The organism is Actimicrobium sp. CCC2.4 (genome assembly GCF_034347385.1).
GTDB lineage: Bacteria > Pseudomonadota > Gammaproteobacteria > Burkholderiales > Burkholderiaceae_D > Actimicrobium.
The window spans coordinates 477,787-495,176 of sequence record NZ_CP133777.1; the positions used below are offsets into that span (position 1 = coordinate 477,787).

The following is a 17,390-nucleotide window of genomic DNA, read 5'->3' on the forward strand; positions in this document are numbered from 1 at the left end:
TGAAGTCATTTTAAGTTGTAAAAGTAGAGTGGATGCAAAACGTGGAGTAATGCGAAGTGAAATTATATTACTATAAAGGTACAAAGCCGAATTTTGGTGATGATCTAAATTTGTCAATGTGGCCTCAGTTATTGCCTAATATATGGAATGATAACAGCGAGACAATTTTTTTGGGGATCGGCTCGATTCTTTTTAATTCATTTCCTGCGGAATCTAAAAAAATTGTTTTTGGGGCAGGCTATGGCGGTTATACCCCTCTGCCGAAAATTGATGAGAAATGGAAAGTGTATTTTGTTCGTGGAAAGTTGACGGCTAATTTACTAGGTATCGATCCTGCACTTGCTATTGGAGATTCAGCAATCTTGCTGCGGTCATGTATCAAACAACGCCCAGCCAAGTGTCACAAAGTTTCATTCATGCCGCATTGGGAAAGTACCGATGATGGAGCATGGGAGCAAGTCTGCAAGCTCGCTTCTATCAATTATATTGATCCGAAAAAACCAGTTGATTACGTGTTAGATCAGATCCTTAAGTCAGAAGTGCTGATTACTGAAGCCATGCATGGCGCAATAGCGGCTGATGCACTAAGAGTACCTTGGATCGCTGTTACGCCGATACAAAAACGCCATCAAATGAAATGGCACGACTGGGCTTCTGCGCTAGATTTGAAGTTGCACCCGCAGCACCTGGTACCTTCAACAATGGTAGAAACAGCAATAGAAATCGGTGGTGCCCAAGAATATATCGTTAGTCACATCAGAGCAAATAGAGGAAAGATAAATAAGATTTTTCCGGGATATTTTTTAGAAAAAGCAGCAGCGCGACTCAGGGTAATTAGTCAGAGTCCTCAAAGTCTTAGTCATGATCAGATTATTGAAACAGCACATTCGAAGATGTTGGAAAATATCGAGATTCTTATGGCTGACTTAAAGATAAATAAATGAATATGGCCGAAAGATCAATTTAATTTTTAATTGCAGTTTCGGATTTAAAATTATTTAAAGGAATTTTTAATTGGCCAAAATAGATGTTTTGCTACCAGTACGTAATGGTTTGGAGTTTCTCGCAGAGTCACTTGATAGTGTCTGTAATCAGAGCTTTAAAGACTGGCGTCTTATTATTCTGGATCACGGCTCAACTGACGGTAGTCGAGAATTAGCGCAAGTGTATCAGGAGCGAGATCCTCGTATCGTGGTACATAGTTTTCCGAAGGCTAATGGCTTGGCCGATTTGCTCAATATGGGCATGGACCTTGCAGACTGCGAATATCTGATGAGACACGATGCAGACGATATCTGTTACCCGGAACGAATGGCAATAACATTAGCTGCTTTCAGTCGTGAGCCTGAGTGTATTGTGATTGGTGGTCAGTCGGATGTCATCAACGGTGCGGGTGAAAATATTGGTGAAAACTGTATGCCGGTCGGGAGAAACCGCGTAGCGGCGGCTAGTCTTTTCAGGAATCCGATCAGTCATCCCACAGCGATGCTGAGATTCTCCGAGTCGCAGAAGCTTGGGGTACGTTATGGTGTGGATTTTTTGAATGTGTTGCCTTCCGAGAAGAGCCTCGAAGTAAAAACGCTAGCAGAGGACTATTTTCTATTTGGTCAACTAGCAATTCTAGGAAAATGCACGAATCTGTCTGATAAGCTAATCAAGTATCGTTGGCACGGCAATAATATTAGCTCCACAAAATACGACGAACAATTAATCGTTGCTTTGCAAGTATCACGGTTTCTAATGAGATGTTTTAGCCAAATTCATAATTCGCCCTGGGTTGATCCCGCTCCTTTTTGTAATCATGGCGGGATTTTATTTGATGTTAATAAAAGCAAGAATTTTGATGAGAAATATCTCCAGATTGAAAAAATTCTTCGGGCAGGATTTGGTGATTCCGATGGATTGACACGTGAATTGACTTTTCGCGGCGTTATTTCTTCAAGGCGTGAATGGGAACTACTCTGGCGCTATAACAAATTCCGTTCGCAGGTAGTCACAGAAACCGGTGAGTGGAATGCAATCAGGTCGTGGCTTATTCGGCACTTTCCCGGGAAGGCCCGTAAGTCAGTAGTCTCGGATGATTTTTTTTAGCAAGTCTTGCTATGGCGAAAGACGGAGTTGAAAAATATTCGCTGTAAATCTGGTTAATGAATTTCAAAGTATCGCCAGTCAATATATTATTATATTTCAATAAAAATTATGCATAAATTCTTTGATTGGATAATTAATCCTAATTCGATAGCTGTCGCTGTCGTAGCATTAATGGCTGTAATGGTTGGTTCAGCCATGCCCATTTACGTTGGATTAATGGGAGCGAAAATATCAAATCTTTTGATACCTCCGATATTGCTAATTTTCGTGATCTGTCTTGCGTTAGACAGAAAAAAAATTATTATTGCTGTGATTCTTTTCCGGTCAGCAGGTGATGTATTTCTTGAAACAACAAAAACTTCATTTGGTGGTGTATCGATTGGAATAGGAGCGATTATTAATTTGGTAGTATTGTTGATTGCATTCTTGCTGGTGGTCGAGAAACCGAAATTATTCCCCAAAAAGCTAGCACTATTTTGGTTGCCTTTCCTATTGATGGCACTATTTTCCGTTGCAAATGCGCCGGTTAAAATTGAAGCGATACGTTTCTATTTGACTTTTCTTTCATATTTTGCAATCTTCATTATTGCGATTTACTTAGTCAGAACGCCGCAAGACTTTAATAAATTGATTCGGCTTGTAGTGTGGTCATCTGTTCTTCCTGCGTTGTACGCTTTGGTAGATATTGGTCTTCACATGAGGGGTGGCGCATTTCGCTTGCAAGGCACGTTCTCGCACCCAAATATTCTTGCATTTTATTTGGTTCTCGTCATTACCTTGTCATTGTACCTGCTGAAGACGCGTTTATTCCCATTGAAAACATTAGGCCGTCTAAGTGTCACGCTAAATATGATAATTATGATTGGGATGCTTTTGCTGACTCAAACGAGAAGTGCATGGGTTGCTTGTTTCCTGATTTTCTTCATGTACGCGTTATTTTTTGAAAGGAAATATTTTTTATATTTACTAATTACGCCTATTTTTGTCTTGTTAATTCCTTCGGTCCGTGATCGTCTTGTTAATCTCGACAGTAGCAATGAAGTCTATCAATATGCTGAGTTAAATTCATTTTCATGGCGTATTTCGTTATGGGAGTCGGCACTGGGTTGGATGGAAACCTTGAAATACTTAGCCGGGTATGGGCTTGAGTCGTTTAAATTTCATTCCAGGACTTTCTTTTTGAAAGCTGGAGCTACAAATTGGGGTGCGCACAATATTTACGTACAACTGTTCTTTGAAATGGGAATCCTTGGATTATTAGCTTTTCTGTCATTATTTGCGAATATTTCTAATTATCTCAGGCGTATTATAAAAATAGAGCCATTAGCATTTTTCATTTTGTTGTCGCTTATTGCTGAATATCTCGTGGTTGCTTTTTCTGATAATACCCTGGCTTATCTCGTCTTTAATTGGTACATGTGGGTCGCTATTGGGGCAGGTTGTTCTGTAATCATGCTTCAATCTGAAGAGAATAATGGCTAAAACGATAATTAATAAGACATTGATTAATTCATCTGCATATTGATTGTTTAACATTGCATAAAAGAGATCGGTTATTTATGCCGTTGCAAAAGACAAATGAAGTGACCGATCAGCCTCCGGGTGGAGCGGAGCACCTCGCTGTCCTTGATGGTTGGCGTGGTTTGAGTATATTAATGGTTCTGGCAGCACATTTACTCCCGTTGGGACCTAACTATTGGAAGTTCAATGACGCAGCCGGAATATTCGGTATGGTTTTGTTTTTTATACTTTCAGGATTTTTGATTACGTCGTTTCTGATTAGGAATCAGAATATTCCGAGTTTTTTGATACGACGTTTTTTTCGAGTCATTCCTCTCGCCTGGTTATATCTCTTTATTTCCCTCGTTTTATCTCACGCGTCGTTTGCTGGTTGGTACACGCATTTTTTATTTTATGCAAACATGCCGCCAAAAGATCTGCTGCCGCTCACTGATCACATGTGGAGTTTATGTGTCGAAGTGCAGTTTTACATTGGCGTTGCGCTGCTGGTCGGTTTATTCAAGAAGCGAGGTCTGTATATTTTGCCGGTATTGTGTATTTTCTTTACCGGAGTTCGTGTCTGGGATGGCGTTCATGCGGCGAGTATTACGTATTACCGGATCGACGAAATCTTGGCCGGATGTACACTCGCCCTGCTCTACCATAGTCAGTTAATACGTAAGATACAACCTGACCTTGATTCGAAATTTCAATGTTGTGTGCTAGTGCTGCTTATTTGCTCCTGTTCCCCGTATAGCGGGTGGTTCAATTATTTCAGGCCCTATCTCGCTGCTATTTTAATAGGTTCTACTATTTTAAAACCCGATACGTCTTTGGTGAAATTTTTAAATAACAAGTGGTTATTCTATCTCGCTAGGATTTCATTTTCCTTGTATGTCATTCACCCGATTCTGGCCCATTCCTGGCTCGGTAGTGGCGATGTCATTGTTAAATATATGAAGCGGCCTTTGCTCTTTTTGGTGTTGTTCATGCTTGCGATGCTGTCTACCAAATATTTCGAGAGCTGGTTTATTGAATACGGACGAAAATTATCGAACAAATTCAAAGCTTCGGGCCTATAGCTAATGACGCTAGCGGTCGAGGGCGTCTTTAAAGTTATCCAATAACTAAAAATGTAAATAATGAAAATAACTTATTTAATTAATCAATATCCGAAGGTTAGTCATAGTTTCATTCGGCGTGAAATATTGGCACTAGAAAAACAGGATTTCGAAGTACAGCGAATCGCCGTACGCGGTTGGGATGGAGAGCTCGTTGATGAGGAAGACATTCAGGAACGCATTCGTACTCGCTATATTCTCCAAGTTGGATTCATGAAGTTGCTTTTGGCAACGCTAGCCACTTTCTTCGCTGCACCGCGTCTTTTTTTCCAGGTATTACGGCTGGCGATCAAAATGGGCTTGCGTGCGGAGCGGCCGTTGCCTATCCATTTGATTTATCTGGCCGAAGCCTGTTGCATGGTGCCTTGGATGCGGCAGGCCGGGTCGCAACATATCCATGCCCACTTTGGCACCAACTCTGCAGAAGTCGCCATGTTCGCCTCGATGCTTAGCGGTATCCCTTACAGCATTACGATTCACGGGTCTGAGGAGTTCGACAAGCCTGAGTTCCTGTGGCTTAACGAAAAGATAAGCCGTTCGGCTTTTGTTGCGGGTATCAGTTCGTTTGGACGTAGTCAGATTTATCGTTGGGCAAGTTACGCTGATTGGCCGAAGGTGGCGGTCGTTCACTGTGGCATTGAACCGGCGTTTCACGCGGGACCGCCCGTACTGGTCACTTCGTTGAATCGGATTGTCTGTGTGGGGCGTCTTTGCGAGCAAAAGGGACAGTTGTTGCTGATCAATGCAGTAAACCAGTTAGTAATAAAAGGTATCGACGTTGAGTTGGTCCTGGCCGGCGACGGCGAAATGCGTGCGCCTATCGAAGCGTTAATCGCGGAGTATGGCTTGCAAGCGCGGGTCCGTATCACAGGTTGGATTAGTGGCGAGGTTGTGCGTGAAGAATTGCTTGCTTCACGCGGAATGGTCTTGCCGAGTTTTGCAGAAGGATTGCCGGTTGTGGTGATGGAGGCGATGGCCTTGCGTCGTCCGGTACTTTCCACTTATATCGCCGGTATTCCCGAGTTGGTCGTGCCAGGCGAGACCGGATGGTTGTTTACAGCTGGTGACGTCGATGCGCTCGTCAAAGCGCTGGAAGATTTTTTAGCGACGCCAATTGTTACATTGCAACAAATGGGGGAGACTGCTCATTATCGGGTGATCGAGAGACATTCGATTGATACCGAGGCAGCAAAGCTGGCCAAGCTCTTTCGCGCCGCACCTCTTTCTCTCAGGGGCAAAGTTTAAATGCCTCCCACAACATCACCAGCTAGTCAACAGACAGGCGGACTCCATGATTTCTACCCAAAATTATTTCCCAGCGCGGGATGCGTTATCGCAGAGAGGCAGCGGCGACTTTCTGCCTAGGGCTGCGTTACGCGGCCTGGCTTGTGCATTGTTAAGTGGGCTAATCCCGCCGGCTGTATTTGCGGCGACGGTCTCACCCGTGCCAGTGAAGGTGGCTGCTACCGCAAGTGCGTTCAATCCGCAGTGGGAATCCTATCTGACACCATTCAGTGCCGCTTCCCTCTGGAACGCGCGTCCGGTTGAGCCCGTGTTTGGTGATTTCGTGATTCCAAAGTCAAGCTATTTTCCCTCTATTGCCAGTGGGCCCTGGTCTACCGGGATGTTCCTTGCGAAGGATGGCGATGCTCCGATGGTCGTGAAAGGCATTCCTGGTCTGCCCGGAGTGTGGGATCCGGACGCAGAGATACACAGACCGGAAGTCGCGGTTCCAAGATGGCCTGCGGACACAGTAGGTGCGGCGGAAGCGGATGGACATGCAGATATCTATGATCCTGTCTTGCGCGTGATTCATTCATTCTGGCAGCTAAAAAAGGTTAATGGGCAGTGGGTTGCAGCGCAGTATGCCTGGGCTCGCATTGAAGGGCGCGGGTGGGGTGATCCTGCTCATTATTTCCAGGGGTCTCGTGCAGCGGGCGTTCCTACTTCGGCGGGCTTGATGCGCAAGCACGAGATCAATGATGGTGAACCCGTCTATCACCACGCACTGGCGATGTCGTTGACCTTCAATGCGCTGGCGGCAAATCCTAACTTCATTTATCCGGCCACGTCGGGTGACAATGTCGTACAAACACCAAATACCGGCATGATTCCTGAGGGGGCATTGATGATGTTGCCGCCTTCGTACGACACGTCAAAAATCGCGAGTCCGGCACTACGCAAGGTTGCGGATACGCTGAAGTTGCATGGCGCCTATGTCGTTGACCGGAATTACGGCACACCGTTTGCCATCTATGTCGAGAACGGCGCAGATTTCAAAATGAGTAACAACAGTTGGGACAATGCCGTGGCGGCGGAACTCGATCGCATCCGCGCCGAGTTGCGGCAGGTGATATCTGCAAAAAGCTGGTTGGATGGTAACAACCAGACCGTGGTGCCGGAGAAAGTGTTCAACCGGCTGTCGATGCGGGGACCTTGGCAGGCCCAGACTGGGCCGTTGCTCGGCGCGTTCGATACATTGGCTCAAGCCGTTGTATTCCCGACCACATCAACGCGTGTTACCCAGGTTAATTACTCCGGTCGTGGCCTGAACAAGATTTCCTGGTCTACGCCACAAGTCGGATCGATACAGCGCCTTACGGCGAGCGCAAAAGGCGGCGCCAAGTTGCGCCTGACCGTACATGACAAATCCGGTACGAAGCTGTTTGACAGCGGCGAGCTCGGTGCCGGCGAAAGCGCGCAATTTCCATGGCCAGGTGGCGATTCACGTTTCATTTTGTACGCAATCAGTGGGGTCGGACAGTCTTCGCTTGTCAGGGGGGATCTGGTCGATGGTGGTACTTGATTTCGTGACCAAAACAGGGCGTCGGCCTTCCAGTGGAAAAGAGGTTTATCGATGGCAGTTGATACACACTGGTTAGCCGACCTCGAGCGCTACGCTATGCGCCGTCCTTTCCTCAAGGAACAATCGATCTGGGCAGTCTGGGCTTATCGGCTCGGCCGACGCATTGATGGTCGTCCTGATGGGATAGCCAGAAAAATTTGTTTGGCCTTGTACTGGCCGCTGTTCCGGTTTATTGAAACCCTGGTTGGTATTAGTCTTCCCAAAAGTGCTGACATCGGACCTGGTCTTAGAATCTGGCATTTCGGCGGGATATTTCTTCATCCGGCGGTCATTATTGGAGCGAACTGCACGTTGCGCCAAGGCGTAACGATCGGCAACCGCCATGAAGGAGGTCCGGTACCCATTATCGGCAGCAATGTCGAGTTCGGTGCCTACGCGCAAGTGTTTGGTGACGTACGCATTGGTGATAACTGCCGCATCGGCGCCATGTCCGTCGTCCTGTGCGACGTTCCCGATGGAGCTACCGCCGTGGGGGCACCCGCACGCATTATTTTTCAACACGATAACCCTGCTCCGGCAGAGTAACTGTCGATAGAGTTTTAGGACCAATCAATGAGTTTTTTAGTTGCCACGCTGTTATTCATCGCGCTTGTGATCATTTCGATACCCGTTTTGCTGCTCTTGCTCCAGGCGATGGTGGCATTTTTCCCCTTGCGGAAGGGAGATCCTGCCACGGGTCGACGACCTACTCTCACCGTTCTGGTGCCAGCACATAATGAATCGAGCGGCGTGATTGCCACTATATCTAGCTTGTTGCCACAGCTCCGCGATGGAGATCGCCTCATCGTTGTTGCAGACAATTGTAGCGACGATACGGCCGCGATTGCCCTCAAAGCCGGTGCCAAAGTGCTCATACGTACGGACTTGTTGCGGCGCGGCAAAGGGTACGCACTTGATTTCGGCGTGCGTGCGCTGGCGGAAGCTCCTCCCGAGGTGGTCATCATCATCGATGCTGACTGTATAGCCGGTACTGGGCTTATCGATCGGATTGCACGTCTATCGTTTCATACGGGACGACCTATCCAGGCTCTGTCGCTGATGCGCGCACTTGAAAATAGTGGTCCGATGAAGAAAATCGCCGAGTTTGCCTGGCTAGTGAAGAACCTCGTGCGCCCGCTGGGTTATCACCGGCTGGGTTTGCCCTGCCAGCTGATGGGAACCGGCATGGCATTTTCATGGGACACGATCAGCACTGCATCGCTGGCGAACGGCAACCTCGTTGAAGACTTAAAGCTAGGAATGGATCTCGCAAAGGCAGGCAATCCTCCACTGTTTTGCCCTGAAGTGCTGGTATCAAGCACTTTTCCGATGAGCGAGTCGGGTACGCAAACCCAGCGCACGCGCTGGGAGCACGGGCATATCAGCATGATACTGACCGAAGCCCGGCCGCTCCTGTTTGGCGGGCTGCGTCAGCGTAATGCAGGAATGATTGCCCTTGGTCTGGACCTATGTGTTCCACCACTGGCGTTGCTTACCTTGATGGTATTGGTATTGTTTGCAGTCAGTGGACTGTTCGCCGTCGTAACGGGGAACCTGGTCCCGGTGCTATTTGCCTGTCTGGTGATGGGGCTGATGGTGACCGCCGTCATGTTGTCTTGGTGGCGCTATGGCCGAGAGAGACTCAGTGCTGCAAATTTGGCGATGGCTGTCTTCTACGTTTTCTGGAAAATTCCCTTGTACCTGAAGTTTTTTGTTAGCCGTCAAGTGGACTGGGTACGTTCGAAACGCGATGGCGAGTTATGAATAGTTACAGCGTAAGCGCGAAAAACTAAGCCATCGGATGCTTTATCGCTGCAGGTATCAAACAGGTAGGAGAAAGCCGAGATGGACAACCAACCGATCTACCATATCAGTCAATTCCCGGTCTTAAGCACCACACGCGATCAACTTGCCGACCACTTGCTGGAACGGATCGTTAATCACAGTAAAACGGTGCTTTTTTTCGCTAATACCAACTTCATCGTCAAGTGTCGCTTCGTACTTAAGTCACTTCCGGACGACAAGATCGTACTGGTCAATGATGGTATTGGGATGGATATAGCCGCCAAACTGGTACTCAAGTCCCGTTTTGCGGACAATCTGAATGGTACTGACTTCACACCATTTTTATTTGACAAGGCCAAAGTGCCACTGCGCGTGTTTTTGCTGGGTGGTCGCCCTGAAGTCACCAAGCGGGCGGCAGTCCATGCGGAGCAGGTGCTCGGACAGAATGTAGTGGGTTTCTGCGATGGCTATGCGGGCATGCGTAATACACCGGATTTGGTGCAAAAAATCAATGCAGTGAAGGCACAGGTTGTACTTGTCGCCATGGGAAATCCGATGCAGGAACAATGGATACTTGATCACCGTGCTTCACTGGATGCCAATCTACTGATGGGAATAGGCGCCTTGTTTGATTTCTGGTCTGGTCACAAGAAGCGTGCACCGGCAGTGGTAAAGCGGTTGCGTCTGGAATGGCTTTATCGCCTGTATCTGGAACCGCGTCGGCTTTTGCGGCGCTATACGTGGGACATTCTTATTTTTTTGAGGCAGTGTTTTAAATTTCGTTGATACGTATAGTCCGAATTAAATTAAGAGATAACTTATTAGGCAAGGTTTTCACTCGAAACATGGATGCCGAAAAAATAGATATTAATGAATTTATTGGTTTTATTCATTCCATGCGAAATAACGAGTAAATATATATTTTTGAAAAAAATAAGTGAAGATAGTAGATTATTATGTGTGGTACCTAACTATTGCAAGATCGCAAATATGTTATGTTCTTCAAATTGAATTTATTTAGAAATAACCTCGATTTCAAAATTCTATTTCAATTGTAAAGTTCTGTATCTTTAGACTATAAATTACCATACATATACACAAATTTGCAATATGAAAATAGAATTTTTTTGTGAATTTTTTAAAATCAGTATTATCTTAATTAGATGAAGAGAGCTAAATGAAAGCAATGATCCTCGCTGCAGGCAAAGGTACACGAGTCCAGCCACTAACCTATGAACTTCCCAAGCCGATGATTCCCATTCTCGGCAAGCCAGTCATGGAGTATCTGGTTGATCATCTTGTGAAATTTGGTGTCACTGAAATCATGGTTAACGTCAGTTACTTACATCAGAAAATAGAAAATTATTTCGGTGAAGGTCAGCGATTCGGTGCACAGATCGGTTATTCGTTTGAAGGCTATATTAATGACGAACGCGTAGTCAGTCCGAAACCGATTGGTTCGGCCGGTGGAATGAAGAAGATCCAGGAGTTTGGTGGCTTCTTTGACGAAACCACGATTGTCATTTGTGGTGATGCGATTATCGACCTGGATATCAAGTCAGCTTTGTTCGAGCATCGCCGCAAAGGTGCGATGGCCAGTGTGATTACCAAGGAAGTCCCGAACGACAAATCGTCAGAGTACGGCATGGTTGTTACCGATGATCAAGGCCGCGTGCTGTCGTTTCAGGAAAAACCAAAACCGGAAGATGCGCTATCGAACTTGGCTAGTACCGGCATTTATATCCTGGAGCCTGAGGTCTTGAAGTTAATTCCTTCCGACCAAATGTTCGATATCGGCTCGGAATTGTTCCCTTTATTAGTAGCGAAAGGCGTTCCTTTTTTCGCGCAAAAGCGCTTTTTTAATTGGATCGACATTGGTAACGTAAAAGACTTCTGGGCAGTGCTGCAAAACGTGCTCAGCGGTAGCGTTGCGCATATGACAATGCCTGGTACGCAAATTGCCGATGGTATTTGGGTTGGCCTCAATACCCGTATTGATTGGGAAGGCACCACGATCACCGGGCCGGTATATATTGGTTCCGGTACCAGAATCGAGGCAGGCAGCACGATCGTTGGTCCAACATGGATCGGTTATGGTAGCCATATCTGTGCAGGTGCAGAGGTGGTGCGTAGCGTATTGTTCGAATACACCCGGGTAACACCCAATACCGAGATGACTGAAATGGTCGTCTGCAAGGATTATTGCGTTGATCGACAGGGTACGATGATGCATGTATCGGATTGCCCAACCAATAGTTGGCGTGATGCGCGAGATCGTCGTACGGTTCCTCGCGACAACGAAGAGCAGGAATCTGATGCGTAATTATCGTTGGTAGTGGAAAACGGAGTTTGTAACCGGCAAGGGATTCATTTATTCAATGAATCAGCGAGACGTTCTTGGAATCAGTGACGAGCGATAGCGCTTTCGCGCTATCGAGATAACGCCTTTGTTATTACGTATAATGCATTTGCATATTGTTTGTAGTATTCGGTCATATTTTGCGGGCACATAATTCTGATACTGTCTTTCGGGAAGCGCACTAGTTAAGTGCACTGGGTTATGTAATTTATTCGCCACTGCAATTTATACCAGATGTCTATCTTGAAAGTGGGGGCGGCGAACATTGAGTTGCACTTGTTATTAGGACGACGAACGGCCAAAGTCTCGTTATTTATAATTTATTACGTCACTTAAGATTAGATGCGTGAGTGATCTCTCGGTAGAAATGATGCATCTTATATGCTCAGGACATTTCGATTATATTTTCTGAAATAGTTGAATGTCTTCACCTTTCGGTCGTTTCAAGATTTTCGATTGGTAAGGTTGACTACCATTATTTCGAAGAAACTTAAAACAGCGTCGAAATTTTCTTCAGCTACCCAGTCGGAAATAGAGTTATAGTATATTTTCGCTCCTTCCTCGTCCATCAAAATCATTTCGTCAAGCATGGTGAGCATGTATTCATTTATCTCAGGTTGAAACGTAATCCAGAAATTTTTAAAATAATTGATGTCGTTGGAGTTCTTGCATATCTTTAAACTGGCAGCCATCAAGGCGGAATTTTCAAGAACAGGCTTCCCAATAAATAGTACTTTCACCTGGGAAAGGTGTTTTTCGATAAAGATGACTTGTTCAATTGATGGATTCCAAATAGGCATAATCTGCAATTTTATAAAGTTGGTAGACACTTAATGTTACCATGAATAAAATAAGTTATTTTTAATAAGATATATTTTTGTTCTAGTGACTGGTTACGGATCGTACTATTTGATTTTACGGTAGTATTCAGATGTTAATTTCGTCTTTCGCAACATCTAGTGCACCTTGCGACAGTGGCACTGCTTCGTTTCGGTTTTTCTTTTATACACCTGCTGTCACCATATTTTGATCTGACATTCGAAGGGAGACGTTATTGATCGCGTTTTCTTTGTGACCGTTGTTTGATGCGGTAAAACAGGAGCTCTTTTTCCCAATACGTTTTTAATTTGTTTCGTTCCATTCTGCGTTCCGTGCTTCAACGGGAGAGGGTTGGTACGATTTGGTGGTGCAAGGTTCTTTTGTGATAATTTGCGCGGCTGAAGCCACCTACCTGCACGCGTTGGCTTTGCCTGTGTACCGACTTGGTTTAGGGACAAGGGATTTGATATTGGATCCCTCCTCTTGCTGCAGAATTCCCCACTGATTGTCCATGCTTGTTGATTTGTTTGCGGATCGGAAAGTAGGCGATCATCTTCCACGTTCGCATCGAGGATGAACTGCGTGGTGCTGAAATGGATTTGGACCGTGGCTAATCAGCCTCAATTGTTTCTTTTAAGTAGCGGCGTAGGATTATTAGTCTTGCGAAGCTAAAAAATGCGAAGCGTACTTGCCAAGACAATCTCTTCACTATTTGCGATAACCGTAAAATCATAACGATATTTTTCTAATTAAATGATGATTTTTATCAATGGAGTCATCTCTTTAGCATAAATTAGTGAGCTTTAAAGAGTCAATATATTTATATAGTAATAATAAAATTGACATCTTACCGATTAAAAATAACTAATAAATTTTAGTCAGTCTTTTGATATCTACTCAGTCGAAAAAATTTGTTTTTGTTCGGAAGCCGGGAAAATGATGCAGTTGGTCTCTCGCAGAAATGTAGATTTTTAGCATGATTATCACAACAAGATGAATCGGTGCGTGCGATGATGGCATCAAATAGATGTTAAGTATTTGTGGGGAAAGGTTCGTATTTAAAGTTTAGTTAATCAATTTCAAATCTATCGATCGATGTTGTAAAATTTCAGGCTGAAATTCTCTTGTTGAAATACTATGGGATCAATTTTCAGCATTTCCGTCAGTGATTCATAGGAAGTAAAAAATTAATATCCAATTTCATATAGCCTTTTTCAAATAAAGCAGGCTTTAGGTTAGATTGAAATTTGGCGTAATAAGTTTATAAAATTATTAAATAATTCGTAACTTTTAAGCTAATATTTTTATTGGTTTCAGGGGTAAAAAATCTCACGTACCAATTAATAAATAAGAAGAGTTTCCCCCCCCTATGAAAATAGCCTACCTGATTGCTGCGCACAATAATCCAATCCATTTGAAGCGTCTTATAGTCGCTTTATCGTCAGAATCAGTGAGTTTTTTTATACATATTGATAAAAAATCAAGTATTGATGTTTTTTTAAAATTGAAGGATGATAATGTTCATTTTACGAATGAAAGAATTCCTGTCTATTGGGGCGACTTTTCTCAGGTCGACGCTTCATTGATAATGTTACAGACTGCATTATCAGATAAAAATAATTTCGATCGTTACGTTTTGCTGAGCGGGGTCGATTATCCGATTAAATCTACTTCGTACATTGAAAAATATTTCCGAGAGCATCCTGACAGAGAGTTTATTACACTTGTTTCAATGCCATCCGAGTCGCACAAAAAGTCAATATCAAGACTTACTACTTTTGTTATTCGACCGGGTGGTAACACCATTGTCCGGTTCACAAAGAAAGTATTAAAAAAAGTCGGTTTTCGGTTACCTGACCGTGACTACAAGACTGCATTTGCGAATTTTCAGCCTTATGGCGGTTCCTCGTGGTGGGCTTTTTCACGCGACGCTTCTGAATATATCGTTGGCTTCGTTGCCAAGGAGCAGCTTTTGGTGGATTTCTTCAAGAATACGGTATGTCCTGATGAACAATTTTTTCACACGATTCTGGGGAACTCACCCTATATGAAAAATGCGGTCAAGAACGTGACCTATGACGATTGGAGTGCAAGTGGAGCAAGTCCAGAAATTATTAACGAGCGACACCTTCACACCTTCAAGGAACAGGCTCTGAATAAATCAAACGAAGGCATTCTTTTTGCAAGAAAATTCGATGAAAAATCTTCGGAAATATTAATCAGGATTGATAACGAAATTAGAAGTGAAAATTAACTAAGTTTGTATAAAAAAACCCCTTAGCTTGTCAAGTTTTTATTTTCTAGAGGCCAATGTGCGCCGCATTGAGAGTGTTGAAATCTTCAGATTAATCGCAATTACAGCAGTAATCGCAATTCATGTCCAACCCTTTCAAGGGTTTTCTTTTGAGAATGGCAGTGATAGACACCTTTTTATCATCATCAATCAATTGGCTCGATTCGCAGTACCTTTCTTCTTTGTTGTTTCGGGATATTTCTGGGGGATAAAGATAAGAAATGCGGTTTCATCTGAGGATATTAGCTATCCAATGATGAAAAAGATTTTCATGATTTTTGTGTTTTGGTCAATTATTTATGTGCTGCCATATAATATTTTTAGTATCTCGGAAATTGGTTGGTATAAATTATTGACTAGTTCATATTGGAAAATTAGGGATATCTATGAACATCCTGTTCGCTCTTTAATGGAAGGATCGAAAGTTTATTTATGGTTTTTTGTAGCTTTACTTTATTCTGTTGGGATATCTCAAATTTTTTTAAAATATAAATTAGAAGGTTGGTTGATTTTTTTCGCGATTGCGTTATATCTTTTCGGTGTTTTCGCAAAAGCATATAGCGAGACATCGTTTGGAATTCGTATTCAGTTCGATACAAGGAATGGGCCTTTCTTTGGAACTATTTTCTTTGTAACTGGATATTTTCTTTCGCGCTACAATCCAACCAATCGATGGTTTATTTTAGGAATAGGATGTTTTTTGTTTGGCACTGTTCTTCATTTTATCGAATTGTATGTGATTTCTAGAATATATGGTGGTTATTTGGTTCAGGATTTTTGTTTAGGTACGTATTTTATGGGTGTCGGCGTAGCAATCGCTGCACTGTCTAATTGTAGCTTTTTACGAAATAGGGTTTTACAAATCATAGGGAAATTTACCCTTGGGATTTATGCAAGTCACTTTCTCTTTATTGAAATGCTTGGTCCGATACGCCACTTGTATAATTCGGCATTTTGGGAAATTGCCTTCGTATCTATTGTCCTTACACTTTCGATTGTCTTTGTCATTACTCTTTCTAAAATAAATACGTTTAGGTCATTTGTCCAATAATCCTTTTTCGCAGTTATTTTATTTGAACTTTGTGCGCAGGAATACTATGACTGCGCAATAGTAAGTTGCTCATGAAAATGACCTTAAGTGATTTATTATTTTGTCCATAAAATGAAATATCAGTATGGCGGTTTGATTCTAGGCTTGATTATTTAGTCAGTCCTGAATAATCAATACACCCTAGGTGCCATGCCGCTTATCGCTGTTAAAGATTTTTGCCGGGAAGCCAGGAAACCGGACTACATCCACCCAGTTTCCTGCAAATAATGTCGAAGTTGTCATGCCAAAATAAAGTCACGTTTTTCGGCATAGCAAAATCACCAGCCATCCCTACGCGAACAGATTGGTTAGGACCATCGCTTGGTGATGAGTGCTAGCTTGATTGACCGGCAAGCCATTGATTTGGTCGCTTGTGTGTCGTTTTCTGCAGGACTCAGTCGATCATTATTGCGATCCCGGCTGATTACTGGATTGCTGTACCTGCAGCATGCGTTTGGCTTGTCGGTCCAGCAGTTTGTAGCTGTCTGTGTCGAGAACCCGTACTGGCAGGTTTTTACAAGTTAAACCCATCTGCAAATCGCACCGCCGATTGATCACTTAGCCTGCCGCGCTTGCGCTAGCGAATGGGTGAGGCCGGCGTCGAAGAACAACTTGCCCAAGGCATTGAGGTGGCAAAAAAGGCACGCATGGTAACTAGCGCCAGCATCAGGCAAGTCATCGTTGATACGACCGTGATGGAGAAAGTGATTACCTATCCAACAGACAGCGCGCTGCTCGAACACAGCCAACAACCTCAGTTGAAAGCGGCGCAACGGTGTGGCTTGACGCTGCGCCAGAATTGCAACCGCTAACGCCACGATTAGCGCGTCATTCTAGTTGGTACGCGCAAGTTGGTCAGCTCAAGCGTATGCGCGGTGCGGTACTCATCTTGCGCTCTCGTCTCGGACGTGTGCATCGCGACATCGCACGGCAGCAGGACTAGGTGCCACTTTTCCAGCGGGGTCATGTAGACGAGCTGCTGGGTGAGCCGGTCGTGTGCTGGCGCAGCAACCGAAGTACAAGAACAAGCTGGACGCCCACCATGTTCCCGAGGTCGCGTGTATTTCGAAAGGGAAATCCCGATAGCCCTACAAGCTCGGTGGCAAGGTGTCGATCATTACGACGCTCAAGGAAGGTCTCGTGGTCGGTGCCAAGTTAATCCCGGACAATCCTTACGATCGTTATACGCTTCACGAGGCGCTAGAGCATGCAGGAATCCCCGCCGATGCTAAACCGGAAAACGTCTTAGTCGAATGGGGCCATCGGGGTACCGGTATTGCCGTTGTGCCGGCCTGGATGTCCGGTCAGCTACGCAGTGTCACCCGCTGTCTGTAAGCGAAGTTCAAGCGCCGGAGTGCGATTGAACCGTACATCGGCCTCATGGTAGCCGTCGGCAAGTTGAGGCGCAATTGGTTTAAAGGATCGCTGGACGATGCGATTCAGGCAGTGCTGTGTGGTGCCGGTCATAACATCCGGCTGATCTTCAA

General features: G+C 44.6%; 15 protein-coding genes. 14 read left to right on the plus strand and 1 reads right to left on the minus strand.

Going from position 1 to position 17,390, the window contains the following annotated elements; translation table 11 throughout:
- Positions 1 to 56: 56 nt before the first annotated feature.
- The 10 genes from RHM62_RS02235 to RHM62_RS02280 all read left to right on the plus strand — a co-directional run bounded on the left by RHM62_RS02235 (position 57) and on the right by RHM62_RS02280 (position 11,665).
- Complete coding sequence (locus RHM62_RS02235; protein WP_322123963.1) at positions 57 to 944, plus strand: polysaccharide pyruvyl transferase family protein; 888 nt, start codon at positions 57 to 59, stop codon at positions 942 to 944.
- A 70-nt stretch (positions 945 to 1,014) separates the two neighbouring features.
- Positions 1,015 to 2,091, plus strand: coding sequence for a glycosyltransferase family A protein (locus tag RHM62_RS02240; RefSeq protein ID WP_322123964.1), 1,077 nt, complete (start codon positions 1,015 to 1,017; stop codon positions 2,089 to 2,091).
- A gap of 108 nt (positions 2,092 to 2,199) precedes the next feature.
- Positions 2,200 to 3,573 (plus strand): O-antigen ligase family protein, encoded by a 1,374-nt coding sequence (locus RHM62_RS02245; RefSeq protein WP_322123965.1) that lies wholly within the window; start codon positions 2,200 to 2,202, stop codon positions 3,571 to 3,573.
- A 77-nt stretch (positions 3,574 to 3,650) separates the two neighbouring features.
- A complete protein-coding gene (locus RHM62_RS02250) occupies positions 3,651 to 4,673 on the plus strand; it encodes an acyltransferase (protein ID WP_322123966.1) in 1,023 nt (340 codons plus the stop codon).
- 60 nt (positions 4,674 to 4,733) lie between these two features.
- Entirely contained in the window at positions 4,734 to 5,957 is a 1,224-nt protein-coding gene (locus tag RHM62_RS02255; RefSeq protein ID WP_322123967.1) for a glycosyltransferase, read from the plus strand.
- 46 nt (positions 5,958 to 6,003) lie between these two features.
- On the plus strand, positions 6,004 to 7,518 hold the full coding sequence (locus tag RHM62_RS02260) for an Atrophin-1 multi-domain protein (RefSeq protein WP_322123968.1): 1,515 nt from the start codon (positions 6,004 to 6,006) through the stop codon (positions 7,516 to 7,518).
- Between the two features lie 51 nt (positions 7,519 to 7,569).
- Entirely contained in the window at positions 7,570 to 8,103 is a 534-nt protein-coding gene (locus tag RHM62_RS02265; RefSeq protein WP_322123969.1) for a serine acetyltransferase, read from the plus strand.
- A 27-nt stretch (positions 8,104 to 8,130) separates the two neighbouring features.
- The gene (locus RHM62_RS02270) at positions 8,131 to 9,321 is read left to right on the plus strand and encodes a glycosyltransferase family 2 protein (RefSeq protein ID WP_322123970.1); all 1,191 of its coding nucleotides are present in this window, start codon (positions 8,131 to 8,133) and stop codon (positions 9,319 to 9,321) included.
- Between the two features lie 81 nt (positions 9,322 to 9,402).
- A complete protein-coding gene (locus RHM62_RS02275; RefSeq protein WP_322123971.1) occupies positions 9,403 to 10,128 on the plus strand; it encodes a WecB/TagA/CpsF family glycosyltransferase in 726 nt (241 codons plus the stop codon).
- A 391-nt stretch (positions 10,129 to 10,519) separates the two neighbouring features.
- Positions 10,520 to 11,665 carry an NDP-sugar synthase gene (locus tag RHM62_RS02280; protein WP_322123972.1) on the plus strand — a complete coding sequence of 382 codons (1,146 nt, stop codon included), beginning with the start codon at positions 10,520 to 10,522 and terminating at the stop codon, positions 11,663 to 11,665.
- Between the two features lie 479 nt (positions 11,666 to 12,144).
- Here RHM62_RS02280 and RHM62_RS02285 read toward each other — a convergent pair whose 3' ends face one another.
- Positions 12,145 to 12,531 carry a hypothetical protein gene (locus RHM62_RS02285; RefSeq protein WP_322123973.1) on the minus strand — a complete coding sequence of 129 codons (387 nt, stop codon included), beginning with the start codon at positions 12,529 to 12,531 and terminating at the stop codon, positions 12,145 to 12,147.
- A gap of 1,358 nt (positions 12,532 to 13,889) precedes the next feature.
- Between RHM62_RS02285 and RHM62_RS02290 the strand changes: the two genes are divergently transcribed.
- From RHM62_RS02290 to RHM62_RS02305, 4 genes are all read left to right on the plus strand, one after another.
- Positions 13,890 to 14,774 (plus strand): beta-1,6-N-acetylglucosaminyltransferase, encoded by an 885-nt coding sequence (locus tag RHM62_RS02290; protein WP_322123974.1) that lies wholly within the window; start codon positions 13,890 to 13,892, stop codon positions 14,772 to 14,774.
- Between the two features lie 58 nt (positions 14,775 to 14,832).
- Complete coding sequence (locus RHM62_RS02295) at positions 14,833 to 15,864, plus strand: acyltransferase (RefSeq protein ID WP_322123975.1); 1,032 nt, start codon at positions 14,833 to 14,835, stop codon at positions 15,862 to 15,864.
- A gap of 623 nt (positions 15,865 to 16,487) precedes the next feature.
- On the plus strand, positions 16,488 to 16,715 hold the full coding sequence (locus RHM62_RS02300) for a hypothetical protein (RefSeq protein ID WP_322123976.1): 228 nt from the start codon (positions 16,488 to 16,490) through the stop codon (positions 16,713 to 16,715).
- 295 nt (positions 16,716 to 17,010) lie between these two features.
- Positions 17,011 to 17,238 carry a hypothetical protein gene (locus RHM62_RS02305; RefSeq protein ID WP_322123977.1) on the plus strand — a complete coding sequence of 76 codons (228 nt, stop codon included), beginning with the start codon at positions 17,011 to 17,013 and terminating at the stop codon, positions 17,236 to 17,238.
- Positions 17,239 to 17,390: the final 152 nt, after the last annotated feature.